This is a genomic window from Streptomyces sp. H27-H1 (assembly GCF_026627445.1).
Classification (GTDB): Bacteria; Actinomycetota; Actinomycetes; order Streptomycetales; family Streptomycetaceae; genus Streptomyces.
This window is the reverse complement of the sequence record NZ_JAPNLJ010000042.1, coordinates 1-15,030: the sequence shown is the minus strand read 5'-3', so window position 1 is coordinate 15,030 and position 15,030 is coordinate 1. Positions and strand designations below refer to the sequence as shown.

Annotated in this window: 14 protein-coding genes; 8 read left to right on the top strand and 6 right to left on the bottom strand. The window is 71.2% G+C overall.

Annotated features, from left to right (window positions below):
- Window positions 1-242: 242 nt before the first annotated feature.
- On the bottom strand, window positions 243-440 hold the full coding sequence (locus OTB20_RS32610) for a hypothetical protein (protein ID WP_267823104.1): 198 nt from the start codon (window positions 438-440) through the stop codon (window positions 243-245).
- Between the two features lie 159 nt (window positions 441-599).
- Between OTB20_RS32610 and mobF the strand changes: the two genes are divergently transcribed.
- Complete coding sequence (gene mobF, locus OTB20_RS32605) at window positions 600-2,420, top strand: MobF family relaxase (protein WP_420716533.1); 1,821 nt, start codon at window positions 600-602, stop codon at window positions 2,418-2,420.
- A 655-nt stretch (window positions 2,421-3,075) separates the two neighbouring features.
- On the opposite strand, the gene OTB20_RS32600 is transcribed toward mobF, so the two are convergent.
- From OTB20_RS32600 to OTB20_RS32590, 3 genes are all read right to left on the bottom strand, one after another.
- The gene (locus OTB20_RS32600) at window positions 3,076-3,522 is read right to left on the bottom strand and encodes a hypothetical protein (protein WP_267823103.1); all 447 of its coding nucleotides are present in this window, start codon (window positions 3,520-3,522) and stop codon (window positions 3,076-3,078) included.
- A gap of 824 nt (window positions 3,523-4,346) precedes the next feature.
- Window positions 4,347-4,919, bottom strand: coding sequence for an HD domain-containing protein (locus OTB20_RS32595; protein ID WP_267823101.1), 573 nt, complete (start codon window positions 4,917-4,919; stop codon window positions 4,347-4,349).
- A 15-nt stretch (window positions 4,920-4,934) separates the two neighbouring features.
- Window positions 4,935-5,990, bottom strand: coding sequence for a helix-turn-helix domain-containing protein (locus OTB20_RS32590; RefSeq protein WP_267823099.1), 1,056 nt, complete (start codon window positions 5,988-5,990; stop codon window positions 4,935-4,937).
- Window positions 5,991-6,171: 181 nt separating this feature from the next.
- Here OTB20_RS32590 and OTB20_RS32585 point away from each other — a divergent pair, with 181 nt between their 5' ends.
- From OTB20_RS32585 to OTB20_RS32555, 7 genes are all read left to right on the top strand, one after another.
- Complete coding sequence (locus OTB20_RS32585; RefSeq protein ID WP_267823097.1) at window positions 6,172-6,570, top strand: DUF6415 family natural product biosynthesis protein; 399 nt, start codon at window positions 6,172-6,174, stop codon at window positions 6,568-6,570.
- A 122-nt stretch (window positions 6,571-6,692) separates the two neighbouring features.
- Complete coding sequence (locus OTB20_RS32580) at window positions 6,693-7,094, top strand: hypothetical protein (protein ID WP_267823095.1); 402 nt, start codon at window positions 6,693-6,695, stop codon at window positions 7,092-7,094.
- Window positions 7,091-7,786, top strand: a complete 696-nt coding sequence (locus OTB20_RS32575) for a DUF6875 domain-containing protein (protein ID WP_267823093.1) — start codon at window positions 7,091-7,093, stop codon at window positions 7,784-7,786. Before OTB20_RS32580 ends, OTB20_RS32575 begins: the two co-directional genes overlap by 4 nt.
- The gene (locus tag OTB20_RS32570) at window positions 7,702-8,586 is read left to right on the top strand and encodes a protein kinase domain-containing protein (RefSeq protein ID WP_267823091.1); all 885 of its coding nucleotides are present in this window, start codon (window positions 7,702-7,704) and stop codon (window positions 8,584-8,586) included. Before OTB20_RS32575 ends, OTB20_RS32570 begins: the two co-directional genes overlap by 85 nt.
- Window positions 8,580-9,065 (top strand): GNAT family N-acetyltransferase, encoded by a 486-nt coding sequence (locus OTB20_RS32565; RefSeq protein ID WP_267823089.1) that lies wholly within the window; start codon window positions 8,580-8,582, stop codon window positions 9,063-9,065. Before OTB20_RS32570 ends, OTB20_RS32565 begins: the two co-directional genes overlap by 7 nt.
- Before the next feature lie 213 nt (window positions 9,066-9,278).
- A complete protein-coding gene (locus OTB20_RS32560; protein ID WP_267823087.1) occupies window positions 9,279-9,824 on the top strand; it encodes a hypothetical protein in 546 nt (181 codons plus the stop codon).
- A complete protein-coding gene (locus tag OTB20_RS32555; protein WP_267823085.1) occupies window positions 9,821-10,783 on the top strand; it encodes a hypothetical protein in 963 nt (320 codons plus the stop codon). The genes OTB20_RS32560 and OTB20_RS32555 overlap by 4 nt, the downstream gene beginning before the upstream one ends.
- Window positions 10,784-11,001: 218 nt before the next feature.
- On the opposite strand, the gene OTB20_RS32550 is transcribed toward OTB20_RS32555, so the two are convergent.
- Both OTB20_RS32550 and OTB20_RS32545 read right to left on the bottom strand, forming a co-directional pair.
- Window positions 11,002-13,839, bottom strand: coding sequence for a DEAD/DEAH box helicase (locus tag OTB20_RS32550; RefSeq protein ID WP_267823083.1), 2,838 nt, complete (start codon window positions 13,837-13,839; stop codon window positions 11,002-11,004).
- 36 nt (window positions 13,840-13,875) lie between these two features.
- The gene (locus tag OTB20_RS32545; protein WP_267823081.1) at window positions 13,876-14,502 is read right to left on the bottom strand and encodes a hypothetical protein; all 627 of its coding nucleotides are present in this window, start codon (window positions 14,500-14,502) and stop codon (window positions 13,876-13,878) included.
- Window positions 14,503-15,030 lie beyond the last annotated feature (528 nt).

Below are 15,030 nucleotides of genomic sequence, written 5' to 3'. Positions count from 1 at the left end.
CGTTCGAGAGGCTCGAACGATCCCGTTCCAATTGGAACGTTGCCGCCCCACCGGCTGTCAGATCGTCGTGGAATGCCGAACCCGTAGAGAGTTGATCCCCGGCGTTGAGCGGGACTTCCCCAATTGGGGAAGTCCCGCGTGTTTTGGGGGTCTGAGTGCTCGGTGGCGGTGGAGTTGAGTGCGGTCGGGTTCTGGGGTTGGTGGTGCTCGGGTGGTCGGTGCGCAGTATTCGCACGACGTCGTCAGAGGTCGCTGCGGAGTGGCGGCATCACCTCCCGCCACCGGGCGGGGTGGGCCAGGTGGCAGCCGGCCGGGCACCAGCGGTCCCTGATCACCTCCCGCTGAGGAAAGGACGACTGGTGGCTGAGGACCAGGTACACCCGCTCCTGGGTGGTCGTACGGCAGAGGGCGCAGGCGATTCCGTCTCGTGTGATCTCCATGGGCGGAAGAGTGCACACACCGTCGGCTTACCGTCTCGGGCGGCCGTCACGGCCCGCCTGGCGGGCCCCACGGTAAAGACTTGGTGATGGCCTCCCGCCCGGCGGGAAGGACCCCCGATCGCGCTTTTCCGCAGGTCAACGCCGGTGTTTCATGTGCCGGTGATCAGCAAAGCAGAGCTCCGCCCGGGTGACGGGGTGCGTTACCTCTTCCGCGGCGTGATGGTCGGCGACGGCCACCGCCCCGCGGGCAAGGCGCTGCGCGACGCCCAGGACGAGGCCGGTGTCCCGCCCGGGATCTGGCGGGGCCGGGGCCTAACCGCGGTTGGCCTCACGCCGGGTGACGAGGTGAGCGAGCGGCAGGCCGAACTGCTCCTGGGGGAAGGCCGGCACCCGGACGCCGACCGGATCGAGCGCGAGCGCCTTCAGGCGGGAGACGATCCGGCGAAGGCCCGGCGGGCGACCGTGCTGGGCAGACCCATCGAGCACAACCGGTCACCGAAGACGGATAAGGCCAAGGAGCGCAGACCCTGGCTCGGCATGGACCTGGTGTTCCGGCCGCCGCCGACGGCCCACATCGCGTGGGCGCTGATGGGTGACGAGGAACGGCGGGTGCTGGAGGAGTGCCAGGACATCTCCGTGGACAAGACGCTGGGGTGGCTGGGGGAGTCGGTCGCGCAGATCCGGTCGGGGAGCGGCGGCAAGCACCGCAAGCCGATCCGGGACGGCGCTCTGATCGTCGCAGTGTTCCGGCACTACGAGTCCAGAGCTGCCGAGTCGAAGCCGCTGCTCCACGATCATGCGGTGGTGTCGATCCGCGCCCGCCGGCCGGACGCCAAAGGCACGTGGGGAAACCTGTCGGCAGACACGCTGCTGGCCCACATCGTTGCCGCTGACACTCTCTACCTCCTGTTCTTCATGGAGGAGGTCTCCGCCCGGCTCGGGTGGGCGTGGGAGCCCCGAGAGGTGACACCCGGCCGCCGTCCCGTCATGGAAATAGCGGGGATCGATCAGCGGCTCATCGGCTGGCAGTCGACCCGACGCCAGCAGATCGAAGAGGCCCTGTTCGTCCTCACCGCCGAATACGTGGAGGAGCACGGGCACGAGCCGGGGGAGCGGGCCGCCTACGGGCTGGCCTGCCGGGCCGCCGACCGCACGCGCCCGCCGAAGCGCAAGGAGCTGCGGTCGCTGTCCGAGCTGCGAATGCGTTGGCGGGAGTCGGCCATCGCCTCGTTCGGCGCCGACGTCGTGGACCGGCTCGCGGAGCGGGCGCGGGCGGCAGCCGCGGCGGTGTGGGCGCGGGTACGGCCGGTGGTCGACGTCGTCCTGGCGGCCGTCGACGTCGTAGCCGTGGTGTACGTGATGCGCGGGGCGTTCAAACGCCACCACCTGCTCGCCGAAGCGCGCCGCTACCTCTCCTACGTCCTGCGCGGCCAACCGCACCAGCCGGGCCTGGACGAACGGATCGTGCAGACCGTCGTCGACGACTACACCCGCCCCGTCGGCCGGGGCCGGAAGATGACCGCTGATCTGCACGCCCTGTACCCACGCGACACCGACCACCAGGCCGCGCTGCGCCCGCTGATCCGCACGCGGACCGCTCCCCTCTACGCGCGGGCCCGCCTGGCCGCCGGAGCGCTGAGTGCCCGGGTCTACGAGATGCGCCGCGCGGACCGCCCGGACTCCCCGCACACCGGCGCCGCGCCCGACACCTCGAGGTCCGGCCCGCGTACGTCCCGCACCGGCGGGAAAGACGGCCACGCCCTGGAGCAGGGGACCGATGTTGCCGCGCTGGAGCAGACCCGCGCCACGATCGAGGCCGTCGCGAAGATGGCCGCCAAGCTCCAGGACGGCATCCGGGAGCGCGCCGTCGCCCATGGCCCCCGGCCGCAGCCTGCCCCGTCGGCGCCCGCTCCGTCACACACCCCGCCGCCCGGCGTGCAGCAGACGCCTGGCCGGACACCCACTGGAGGACTCACATGACCACAGGTGCGGCACTCCAGTGCCTGGCTGTGGTGACGATGCCGGGCATCGTCCACCGAACCCACGATGTTCAGCATCCAGTGGACGATGCCTGGCATCGGATGCAGAGCATCGGGTGGACTCCACCGAGTGGAGAGTGAACTCCACCGGGCATCGTCCACCGGGTGGGCTCCACTCCCGTGCGCGCCGCGATGTCTGCACCGCACCCGGCGCGCGCCTTCCGATGTCGATGCACGGCACTCGATGTTCCGCGCCGCGCGCATCACGATGTCCGGCACTCAGCGCGCATCGCGATGTCGGGCATCGGATGTTCCGCACCGCGCGCGAAGCGCACCTTCCAGATCGCGCGTACCGCCGATCGCCCACCCCTTGTCCACCTTCGAGCGGCCGGCCGGAGACCCCTTGTCCAGCTCTGGGAGGCCGCGCGTTTCACCTTGACCAGGTTCGCTAGCGGAGCATTTCCCCTTGTCAGAGCCGGTCCCGGCCGCCGATCAGATCGCGGTCAAGGGGCTGTGTGATATAGGAGTCCGCCCCCGCCTGCAGACGGCGAATGGTGACGCGGTGCGCGCGCCCGATACGCGCGGCGCGCGGAGGCGCACCGCACCTCCCGCCGGTGGCGCGCGCACGATGCACGCCACCGACATCGGGTGGCGCGCTACACGACGGTGAGGCGCCCCGGGTGCGCTTCCATCGCCTGCTTCATCCCGGCGGCCTCCAGCTGGCGCAGGACGTCGGCGACGTCGCCCTGGTCCTCGGTGAGGATGTTCTCGGTGAAGCGGGTGATGGTGTCGGCGATGCCCTGCGAGCTGGCCAGGCACACGCCGTGGCAGGCGAGCTCCAGCAGCAGCCGCCCGAGCGCGGCGGCGAGGAAGGAGTGCGCGCAGGGCTCCCCGTCGTGGTCGTCCACGGCGGTGATCGGGATGAGGACGCGCGCGGCGACGTCCAGGAGCAGCCGGTACAGCTTCTCCGGGCCGATGTCGTCGGCGACCGCGCCAGCGGTGTCGATGTCCCTGGCGTACCACGCCTGGATGTAAGCGAAGGCGTCGGCGATGTCGGCCGGCTCCATCGGGGCGAGCGGCGCGGTGACGGTGTTCTCGGGCATGACAGCTCCTCAACGACGGGCCGCCCCGCTGATCGCGGCGGCCTCAAGAGGAGCCTCCAATTTCGGCCCTGTGGACAGAGTCCGGCCGCTGAGGAGGGAGAACTCTCCCCCCCTCGTGTGACGACGCAGCACAGTTGGTAATTCAGCAGAGTGATTGGCAAACGCCCAGGAAGGGCCCTCCCGGACGGCGCTGACCTGCGGCTTTGGGTCGACGGGTTGCCAACTAGCCTGCGTCGCTCTTGCCAACTACGAAGCGTCAGAACGCTCTGACCAGGGACGCCTCCCCTGCTCGTTGGCCAACTGTGCTGCGTTGTCACACCTCGGTTGATCACGATGCGGTTACGGCGGAGAGGTTTTCCAAGATCGGCGTCACAAACTCGCCGCGGACGACACCTGTAGAAGGTGAATGGCGGGATAGGCCCGCCCCACCTTGCAGGAGCACCCTGTGGCGAGCACCGCCCACGAGCCTGAGCAGCCCCTTGACCAGGCCAGAAGGCCCCCCTCCGTGGACCCCTCCATCACCCCCTCCGCGCCCCGACGCCAAGGTCCGGGCGTTTCCGCAGGTCAGCCCCGGCGAAAGGGGGGCCGTCGCAGGTCCGACACGGTCCAGCCGTCACCCCCGAGGCCCGAGCGGACGCTCTGCGGCGAGACCAGCAGCGGATCGCGGACGAGAAACGCGCTGCTGCCCGCCCCCAGGAACCGGGCCCCACCCGCTGCTACCGGTAGAGCGGGCACACCACGGGCCCCGGGGGAAGCCATGACGTCCCGGGGCCCGGCTCTGTGTACTCAGGCTGCTCAACACCAGTGCGCTCGCCTGGAATCGGTCAGGGCAGGAAGTTCTTCTGCCACTGGAGTGAGTCCATGCTCAGCGCGGCGTCGGCGAGGGCCTTCGCGGACGGGGTCTTGAGCGAGGCGAGGCTGGTGTCGATCCAGTTCTGGGTGAGGCTGTAGCCCTGCTCCCGATACTCCACCGCCTGGACCAGGCATTCCAGCTTGTCGGCATCGCGGGCGACGATCGCCTCCGGCGTTTCGCCGGCCTCGTACTCGTCGACCGCGCCCTGAACCCCGGTGCGTACGGCCGGGTGGGCGTTGGCGACCTGGTCGGCGGTCACCTCACCGTTCGGAGCGGCCCTGATGTACTTCCGGCCGATGTGCGCGATGTCCCCGATCCGGGTCTCCTGGCTGTCGTGGAACAGGCACATCAACGCGACCCGGGCCGGGTCGACGCCCTCCATCATCGCCAGGACGGAGCCGATCACCCCGACGCGGAAGGAGTGTTCGGCGACGGACTCCGGCTGCTTGTTGCCGGTGAACCACCATCCGGTCCGTGCGACGTGCTTGAGCACGCCCATCTCGGAGATGAAGCTCGCGGTTCCCCTGGTGGTGTCGTCGGCCATAAGGTCCTCCGGATATCAGCGGTTGTGATCGAAAACGTAGTGGACGTGGGCGAGCTCGCGCCGGGATCTCGCCGACAGCGACGCCCCGTCCAGGAGTTGACCGGCCTGCTCGCGCAGCGGGCCCGCGAGCGGTCCGGCCGCCTGCGGCAGCCATGGGAAGGCCGTCAGCAGCGCCCACAGCGAGTGCGCGTACAGGTCGACGTACCCAGGCGCCAGGTGCAGCCCGCGGGCCAGGCCCCGCAGCAGGGTCACCGGATCCCAGCCCGACAGGTCCCGGTCCCGCATGAACGCGTCGTCCGGCTGCGGCAACGCCAACGCACCCAGCCACAGCGCCCAGTAGTTGAGGTTCGCGGCCTCCGCAGTGTCGTCGTCGGCCAGGGCGCGGTCGATGAAGTCCAGCAGCGGCTGCGGGTCTCCCAGCCGGGCGAGCGCGGTCGCGGTGGAGCGGGCCTCCGCCCAGTGCGGCGACCAGCCCCGCCGGGCCAGCACGTCACGACGCCGGTGAAGGGTATGCGCGGTCCACGCGGCCGCGTCCGGCCCCCGGTCGTACGAGGCGAGGTAGAGCGCCTGGCGGTGCAGCAGCACCCCGCCTTCGCCCTGGAGGGCCGCAGCCTCGGTCGTGCCCCGCAGATGGTCGAAGAACACCGTCCGGTCCGAGGCCGCCAGCTGCGGCGCGACGGCGACCGGACCGCGCCTCGGGCGGGGTAAGCGTCCGGCGAGCGCCGGCGGGACGGTGCCGTTCAGCGCCCACGCCAGCATGTGCGCGGTGTCCCGGGTATGGACCCACCCGGCCAGCGGGTGCGGGCTCCCGGCCTCGCCGTCCAGCCCGGCCGCGATGATCCGGTCCGCGTCCATCGCCGCGTCCAGCCACACCACCAGCGCCACGTCCGCACCGAGCGCCGGCAGACGGCGGCGCAGCTCCAGCAGCGCCCCGGCCCGCATGTTCGCCAGCGGGCGCCGTCCCGACTCCCAGCCCTGCAGCGTGTCCACGTCCACGCCCAGGACCTCCGCCAGGGCGGCCTGCGTGCAAGGGACCGACTCGCGGATCAGCCGCAGCACGAAGCCGGTCACCACACCTGCTGATGTTCGTCGCGGCCTGCCCATACCGGCCTGCTCCCCGGTTGCCCTGCGCACCCAAACCCGTACTCACGGTCAGTCCTACCGCATCGGGTCCGCCCGTACGGTCGGGATGCGGTCGACGTCCGACGAACGAGACCGTGCCGCCCGCGACCCACGACCCGGCGAGGCACCGATGAGCAGCACACATATGGTCCTCCACGACCCCGAAGGACGCCTCGAAGCGGAGCTCCCCCTGGACCGGGAGCTCCACAAGGGTCTGGTCAAAGCCGTGCTGGGATGGACCGGCGACCCCGGCCTGCCGCCTGCGGACCTCCAGCAGATGACGCTGCTGCTCACCGGTGCCGCCCGCGCCGTCGCCGCCGACGTCCGCCGCGCCGCGGACCTGCTGCCCGAAGACCACGCCGCCCGCGTCCTCGCCGACGTCGTCCTCGAGGAAGCCGACCGACGCCTGTCCGTCCCAGCGGAGGGCACCGCGCGCTGTACCCAGCGCCACGCCCGGCTCGTACGCGCCCTGTACGAGCGCCTGGACCGCCTCGTCAGCGCCGCCCCCGAGCCAGCCAAGACCCCCTGAGACCGCCGCGCACCCGGACGGGACCAACGACCCCGGGTGCGCGGCGCACGGCACCACCAGGCACCACACCCGTTCCGACCCGGACGGGGCGAGCACCACTCGACACCGAGAGGGGCACCACCATGAGCACCGCAACGACCGAGCTGCGCCGGTTCCTGACCATCACCGGCCAGCGCTTCAAGAACGGCCAGTCCGCACCCGAGATGTTCTCCCCGGCCGTGGACAAGGCGTGGCACGAGCAGCTCGGCACCCCCGCCTACGCGGCCCTGTGCCAGGAGACCGCCGGCCAGCCCATCCGTCACGTCGCGAACAACGGCCACGGCCCGATCGCCTGGGTCACCGCCTACGAAGAGGCGTACGGGCCGCTGCCGGAGATCTGGTTCACCGACGCCCACGGCAACGTCGACCAGGACGCCATCGCCCGCTACCAGGAGAGCGGCACCGTGGTCGCCGAATGGGACTGCGGCCCCGCCGGCGGCGACGGCGACATCGTGCCCGACCAGCCGGAGCCCGCCCACCGGTGACCACCAGCAGCAGCGCAGCGCCCCGGCCCACCGCCGGGGCGCTGCGCCTCGTTGAAGCCAGCACCACCCGGCCGACCTCCATCGACATCGGTGACTACGCACGCCAGATGACCGCCCACTGCCCCTACCTGGCACCCTCCCTCCAGCAGGGACTGACGACCTGGACGGTCTACCGCGCCGACGGCGACGCCGAAGCCGTCCAGGCGGAGCTCTTCCACGCGGGCGCCCAAGCCGCGGAGTGGCTGCGGCCCTTGCTGAACCGGCCCCACGGCCTTCTGCGGTGCGAGAACATCGTCCTGGTGGGCGAGGTGCCCGGCACTGGGCACCGTGACCTGCTGGCCTGGCCGCACTGGGTGCTGAAGAACCTCTACGGGCCCCTCGGGGTGATGTTCGGCAAGTTCTACGCGGGAGAAGAGGAAGTCACCGGGGCCGGCAACCGGATCCCGGCCGCCCCCGCCTCGTTCCTCCCCGTGCGGGCCGCCGTCCGTCGCCGCGACCCACGCTTCCTGCGTGCGACCCCCGACCTGGCCGCAGGGCTCGCCGCGGCCGACGACGACGGCCGCGACGTGTTCGAGCACATCCCCACCGAGTGGAAGGACATCCGCACATGGGCCAGACAGTTCCTCCCCCCGGCGAAGCCGTCGCCCTCCTCACCGGACACACCGGCGAACCCACAGCGATCCAGCTCCTGAGCGACCGGCGCGGCTCCCGGGCCTGGAAGGTGCAGGGCCCCAAAGGAGCAGTCGCGGTGAAGGCCAACACTCCCGACGGCGACAACGCCCACGAGAAGGCCGCAGAGATGGCCCAAGAGGACGACCACCTTCTTCGCCTCACGGCCGCCGGGGCCCTCAGCCCCGACTACCGGGTGAGCGCCGGGACTTATGAGGGCGGCCGGTGGCTGGCCGTCAACTGGATCGACGGCGCACCCCTGTGGCGGGCATTCGCCCTCGCCCGCGGGCCCGAAGGAGACCGCGCCGCAGTCCGCCCCTGGCTCACAGGCATCGCCCGCAGCTGGACGGAGCACCTCGCCCGGATGCACGCCGCCGACTGGGCCCACGCCGACGTCCAGCCCACCAACACCCTCGTCACGAACGACGGCCAGGCAGCGGTCATCGACTACGCCCTCGCCTGCGGCCCCGGCGACGCCCGCCCCGTTCCGTACCGGGGAGCCTTCACCCACACCACCGCCCCCGAACTCGCCACCGCGATCCTCACCACCCCCGCCGACACCCACATCCAGGCACAGCCGGCCGCCGACATCTGGAGCCTTGGCGCCTCCCTCTTCTGGTGCTGGACCGGCCAACGCCCCGTCCCCTACGACGACACCACCGACCGACTGGAGAAGCTGGCCGCCATCGCCAAGGGCACCACCACCGCGCTGCGCGACGTCCGGGCGTGGCCGTTCCCCGAGTTCGAGAAGGCCATCACCGCGTGCCTGGCCCCCGATCCCGCCGACCGGCCCACCGCGAAGGAGCTGACCGCCGCATGGTGACCCTGCGCGCCCTGTGCCCCGACGACGCCGCCGCCCTCACCCGCGTCTACAGCGGCGCCTCCATCCGGCACACCACCGGCAAGCCCCTCACCCTCGACCAGGCCCACGAGAAGATCCGCGCAGCCCTCGCCCGAGCCGCCGAAACCCCGCGTGCACAGTGGAGCTGGGGCATCCTCGCCGCAGACGAGATGATCGGCCTGATCTCCCTGCGGCGGCGCACCCCGTCCATGGGCACCATCAGCTACATCCTCCGCGAGGACACCTGGGGCCACGGCTACGCCACCCAGGCTGCCCACCAGGTCCTCTCCGTCGCCTTCACTGCCGGCCTCAACCGGCTGGAAGCCATGCACCACCCCGACAACCCCGCCTCCGGCCGCGTCCTGATCAAGACCGGGTTCACCCACATCGGGACGTCCGACCGGCAGGCCGACGGCGGAACCACCGTGCCGTACCAGGTGTATGCCCTGCAGAACTCATGACGACTGCCTCTGCCAACCCACAGGGACAACGTGACATCCCCGGGTACGCACCGATGCGCGGAAGAGATCGACATGGTTTCGGCCACTGCGTGCGATTACCCGGCGGGCCCCGGACAGCTGTGGGTACGGTCGATCGGTTTGACGGCTGGCGGTGGCCGCCGGCGGGGAAGTGTCCGGTCGGCGTGTCGTCGCATTGCGGGTGGGGGTGGTTCGGTGGGCAGCACCGAGCAGCAGATCGAGGAGCAGCTGGCGCAGCTTCAGCAGAAGGTCGGCGCTCGCCATGCGGAGGTGCTGAAACACGACGTCGACGACGACCAGTTCGCGGTGGAGTACGCCCGCCTGGCGAACGTCACCAGCAAGCTGGTGGAGTTCGAGAAGACGATTCCCGAGCGTCTGGCCGAACCCGAGCGCAGACGCAGTGAGCGCATCGTGACGTGGTCCTGGCGCGGCCAGGCGGCCGTCGGCGCCGTGCTGATCGCGCTCGTCTTCGTCCTCGACCGCTCGACCTGGTGGCTGGTCCTGCTGGTCCCCCACTTCGCGGGCACGGTGGCCGGCTGCTTCCAGAAGGTCGATGCCGAACAGCACCGTGACCGCCGCTTCGGAGCCGTCGGACTGCACGTGGTCGCGCTCCTGATGGCCCTCATCAGCCTGAGTGTGATCAGCCGGTGGTTCATCATCGCCGCCGCCCTGGGCTGGATGCTTGTCGCCGGGTCCTCCACGGACAACACGGACGCCGACCCGAAGGGGGCGCGGCGGTGAGCGACGACTACGGCTACAAGGTCCGCCGCCTGGAGAGCCAGACCGGCGGGATGGAGCACGAGCTGCACTCGCTTCGTACGAAGCTGGGGGAGGTCGAAGACCTCGACTACGAGCTGCGCGACATCCGCAGCGGCATCCGCAGCATCGAGGACGACCTCAGCACCGTCCGCAACGATCTCACCGAGCTGGACGACGACGTACGCGGCGACATCCAGGACACCGATCAGGCCATCAAGCGGCTGACCGGCCGCGTCCAGGCCCTCGAAGCCCACCTGCTCGCCGCGGGCGGCGCCCCACTCGCCGACCTCGACACCACCGACCCGGAGCGGAAGCAGCTGGCCAGGACCGCCAACCACGGCTGGCACGTACGCTCCGGCCTGCTCCCCAGGCACCAGCGCGAGGCCCACCGCCTCAACATCCGCCACTACGAAGGAGCGGTCGAAGAGCGCGACGAGCACCGCGACAAGGTGGTGGAGGCCGCCGGCATCCTGGCCAGTCAGCCGCGCACGTCCCGCGAGTTCAAACAGGCCGCCATGGACTTCGGCATGTCCCGCACCCTTGCTGAGAGCCACGGTCAGCGGGCCCAGAAGCTGGCCAGCCCCGCCCAGACCGCGCAGGCCGCACTGGCCCAGGACGACACTCTGCGGCAGGCGAAGGCGTCGCTGATCGAGCAGGGCGACAAGGCGGAGCGGAAGCTGAACTGGCTGCTGCGCGGCACTCTGGCCGACGCGATCCGCGACCGCGCCCTGCTGCCCATGTGGTTCGTGACCGTGCTCGGTCCCGTCCCGCCGGCGCACAAGACGCAGGAGTGGATGGACCTCGCCACCCAAGTCCTGTCCTACCGGGTCACCTACGAGATCACCGACCAGGCCGTCGCGCTCGGACCGGCGCCCGCCGCGTACGTGCCGCGCCGCACCGAGTGGCACCGCGAACTCACCAAGGACCTACGCCGCTGGTAGCCCGCGTGGGCCCGACGGCACGGCGACTGAAACACCACTCTGAAACGCGAGGGTGAAACGGAGGCCGCGTTTCACCCTGACCTGCTGGAATGCCTGCAAAAGCGAGAGTCGGGCGCGCGTGTTGCACTCCGTGTTGCAGGTCGGCACCGATGTCTGGCCGGTGACAGCGCGAGACCCCGGCCTCAAGAGGTCCGGGGTCCGGTCGGGCGGGGGAGCGGTCAGTAGTCGTCGCGTTCGGAGGGCGGTCCGTACTGCTCGATGAGGTCGCAGGTACACGTACCGCCCTCGTACAGCGCCTTGTCGCACTCATCGTGGTGGTCACGCTTCGGCGGCGCGGCCTGTGCAGCGGCGGGCTGAGCCGGGGCGGCCTCAATGGCTGGCACCGGCCCTGCCCAGTCCAGGCCCAGCGCCGCGAGGCTGCCCAGCTGGTCGGCGCTGAGCCTGTCCCGCCTCGATTTGGTGTTCGAATTCCACACGCCCAGCTTCACGATCACCGGCTCCGGCTCGCCGTCGACCGTGATCGTCTCGCTGTGCCCGCGCGGCACCGCCCGCTGTCCTTCCCGCTCCACCCACTGCGCGAGGGCCGCCAGACCCCGCTGGAACGCCTGCTGCGCCTTGGCAGACCCCTTTGCCGCACCGACCGCCGCCGGGGCGGGAGGCGGGGCCGCAGGGGCATTGATGCCCAGCGCGGTCAGCCGCTCCTGCTGCTCGGGGAGGAGCTGCGCCCAGGTACCCGGCTCTTGGTGCCTCCAGCGCCACTTGCCCACGTCGTCGCCCTCGAAGATGATGCCGGGCGCGATGTAGGGCAGGACGCCGTCGGCGTCGACCAGGTCGGCGAGCACCCGGTAGTGCCGCTGCCAGTCCAGCGGCCACGGGCAGTCCCAGTCCGGGTCGATCGCCGTCAGCTGCGCCGCGCGCTGCGCCGCCCGCTCAGGGTCCTTCCCGAGGCCGCCCTTGCGCCGGAGGTTGGCGAGGTGCTGCCCGACGGGCACCATCGCCTCGCCCTCGCCCCACACGGCGTCCTGACGGGGCGCGAGGTGCCCGGTGGCCCGCCGGTAGGACCGGAGCGCGGCGAGCTTGTTCTCCCACGCTTCCTCGCCCGGCTCCCAGACCATCCCGGCCTCCGGCGCGTCCAGCAGGGTCTTGCGCCGCTCCTCCAGCTCACCCGCCCGCAGTGCCTTCCGCTGCTGGTGCACCCAGCGGCCAAGCGGAAACGCCTTCGTGACTCCCACCTCGACCTCGACGTCGTAGGCAACGGCGTGCACGCCGGTGATCTCGTTCTCCTTCCGCCACCGGATGAGGGCCTGGTATCCCTCCAGCCACACCAACGACTCGGGCCGGTAGACCCGCGTCCGGAGGAACGCCGCGATGGTGGCGGCGTCGCGCGGGCTGGAGAAGTGCAGCAACGCGGCTTCGGCGGCGGCCTGGGTGTCGTCGTCCTCCTGGTCCCCGCCGTCACCCTCGCCGTCGCCGCCGGCCCCGACGATCCGGCCGTCGTCGTCCCGCTTCACGTGGACCTTGCGCTTCCCGCTGGTGAGCGCGCGAGAGGCGAGCTGCTCAACGAGTCGTTCGTCATGACTGCGCAGGCCCTGCAATACGGCTACAAGAGGGCGGAAGCTGGCGGAGGCGACCATGTCGGTCGGGTCCTCGTTCGGCTCCAGGAACACCGGCACGATGATCCGCGCGATCTTCGTGCTGCCGTCCTTGTTGAGGCGGAGCGCCCGGCCGATGTTCTGCACGATCTCCACCTGGGAGCCGCGGGTGTCCGCGAAGCAGATCGCCTCGACTCCCCGCTCGCCGGTGATGTCGACGCCCTCACCGAGCACGCGAACGCTGGCGAGGAAGGCGCGGTGGACCCGGCGTCCGGCCGCGTCGATGCCGTTGGCGAACTGGCGCAGCGCCTCGCGCCGCTCGGAGACGAGGTGGTCGCCGCACAGCCACGCCGACCACACGCGGTCCGGGGGTACGTGGCGGCCGGCCTCCAGCTCGTAGAACTCCGCGTCGATCGACGACGCCGGGAGCTTGTCCGCCTTGGCCAGGTCCTCATCGGAGGCGTCATTGACGTACAGCTCGGCAGCCGTCTCCGGCAGCTTGTCCGCGAACGCGCGGGCCTCCTCCACCTTCTGGTGGAACGTCATGACCGTACGGAGGTTGTACGCGGCGGCGTGCTCCAGGAGCGCGGTCTGCAACAGGGCCAGGCGCCGCCCCCGCCGCGCCTCTTCCGACTCCCCGATGACCGGCGAGGGGTCGCGGATCTCCAGCACGTCGATCTCGAAGCCTGCAAGGATCTCCCGCTCGATCGCCTCGCTCAGACCGAGCTCCGCGAGCCACGCGCCGTAGGTGCCGTCCGGGTCGTCGGCCATGGTCGCGATCTCCGCCTCCTGGCCGTTCGCGCCCTTCTGCGGCCGGGCCGCGGCGAGGATGCGGGGGGTGGCCGTGAGGTAGAGCCGGAAGTCTGCGGGGATGCGGGCGTTGTCGTGGATCGCGGCCCACGGACGGCCAAGATCACCGGCGGTTCCGTGCGCCTCATCCACGAGCGCGAGGTCGAAGCCCGCCATGCGCTGGCCGTACAGCCGCTCTCCGCCCGCCAGAGCGGCCTCCAGCGGCCCGCGAACCTTCCGCTGGCCCACGGGGGCGTCGATGTCCTCGCGGTCCACGAGTGAGGCGTACGTGGCGAACACGATGACCGGCCCGTGCCCGGCCCACAGGGCGAGCTGGATCGGGTTGGTGGTGGTGCGCACCCCGAGTTCGTTCAGGACCGCGTCGTTCTCCAGCGAGCACACGGCGACCATCGGGGCCCGGTGGCCCACCAGGCGCCACGCCTGGGCGGTCTGGGCGAGCAGGTCCAGGGTCGGCACGGTCACGAGGATCCGGCCGTCCGCGAACGACTCCAGCGCGCACGCAGCGGCCGTGATCGTCTTGCCCGATCCGGTCGCTGACACGAGCGTGCCACGGGCACCCTGCGGGGGCACGGATGACCTTGCAGGGAATCCCACCCACTTCCTAAACGCTGACCGCTGGTCTACCTGGTGTTCCTTGAGCTGAATCGCTGACATTCCTAGCCTCCCCGAGCACTGAATTCCTGTGGTTGTTCAGACGGCCGCGTGCGGAATGCAGGCCGCGCCCGAGTCGTTCCAGATCGACGCACCCGCCTTATGCCAGCCGCCGGGCTTTCCGTCCTTGAAGGGCGGCTTGTCGTCCGGGTCGTAGTGCCCGGCATCGAGCGTGCAGACGATGTGGTCCCCATCGCCGTTCACCGTCCGCGCGGTGCACAGACCGCCGGCCTCACCCAGCGCCTCCAGCGCCCGGCGCCGCTGCGTGGTGTGCGGATGGGTGCGCGGCAGCACGCTCTCCCGGACGAACCTCTCCAGCCGCACCAGGTCCGCCCGCTCACGCCGCCTCACGTCCGCGATATGTACGGCCAGCTCAGCGGACCCGGCAGACCGGCCGCCGCGCCGCGACCAGTCCCGGTCCGCGATGCCCACCAGGGCCTCGCTCACGGCCGTCACACCGTCATCCCACCCGTCCGCGAACAGCGAGCCCCGAGAGGCCGGCGCCATGCCGTCCAGCTCCACCACCTGGCACTGCGCCCCGGCGACCGCCCCGGCCTCCAGCGCGGCCGCCAGGTCGTCCGCCTCGCTCGCGGGCACGCCCTGCGCCTCCAGGAGCGCGAACAGCCGGAGCCGGGCGTTGACGCCTGCCGTCTGGTACTGCGTCACCCGGCGCAGAGAATCCCCGCTCAACGCGGGATCAGGTCCGGCAGATTCGTGGTGACCGGTCATCGGCGGTCGTTCCTCTCGGAATTCCGGGGAGTTCCCGGATGGTTGGGGGGTGTCCCGTGTTTCCGCCAACGGTACATGCTGCATCTACCCGAGGCACACGCTATACTGGAACCCACACCAACGAGTGACACCCACCCCCTCACAACCAGCCCGCCCGCGCAGCGGGCCCCAAGGTTCTGGAGGCGCAGCCGGAAGGACCGTCAGGCGGGGAAGCGCAGCGGACCCGCCGGGAGCGCCCCGCGCTCCCCCAACTCCCTTACTGGAGGCCCCACTAGCCGCACCTGGCACCCCGTCAGCCCCGGCCGTGCACCGCACGGCCAGCCGGGCGCGCAGCGGCCGGCCCCACTGCCTCCAGGAGCGCAGCGGAGGGAGGCGCCCACGCTCCGCGTGGGCGAAGGGAGCGCAGCGACCGCGCCCCTTGCACATCGCGCAGCGATGTGGTACCCGCGGAGCGGGTACCACATC

Bases quoted from the DNA above. Each gene is read 5' to 3' on its own strand.
- OTB20_RS32600 (WP_267823103.1), bottom strand. From the start codon at position 3,522: ATGCCCGAGAACACCGTCACCGCGCCGCTCGCCCCGATGGAGCCGGCC.
- OTB20_RS32595 (WP_267823101.1), bottom strand. From the start codon at position 4,919: ATGGCCGACGACACCACCAGGGGAACCGCGAGCTTCATCTCCGAGATG.
- OTB20_RS32550 (WP_267823083.1), bottom strand. From the start codon at position 13,839: ATGTCAGCGATTCAGCTCAAGGAACACCAGGTAGACCAGCGGTCAGCG.
- OTB20_RS32570 (WP_267823091.1), top strand. From the start codon at position 7,702: ATGGGCCAGACAGTTCCTCCCCCCGGCGAAGCCGTCGCCCTCCTCACC.
- OTB20_RS32585 (WP_267823097.1), top strand. From the start codon at position 6,172: ATGAGCAGCACACATATGGTCCTCCACGACCCCGAAGGACGCCTCGAA.
- OTB20_RS32610 (WP_267823104.1), bottom strand. From the start codon at position 440: ATGGAGATCACACGAGACGGAATCGCCTGCGCCCTCTGCCGTACGACC.
- OTB20_RS32580 (WP_267823095.1), top strand. From the start codon at position 6,693: ATGAGCACCGCAACGACCGAGCTGCGCCGGTTCCTGACCATCACCGGC.
- OTB20_RS32565 (WP_267823089.1), top strand. From the start codon at position 8,580: ATGGTGACCCTGCGCGCCCTGTGCCCCGACGACGCCGCCGCCCTCACC.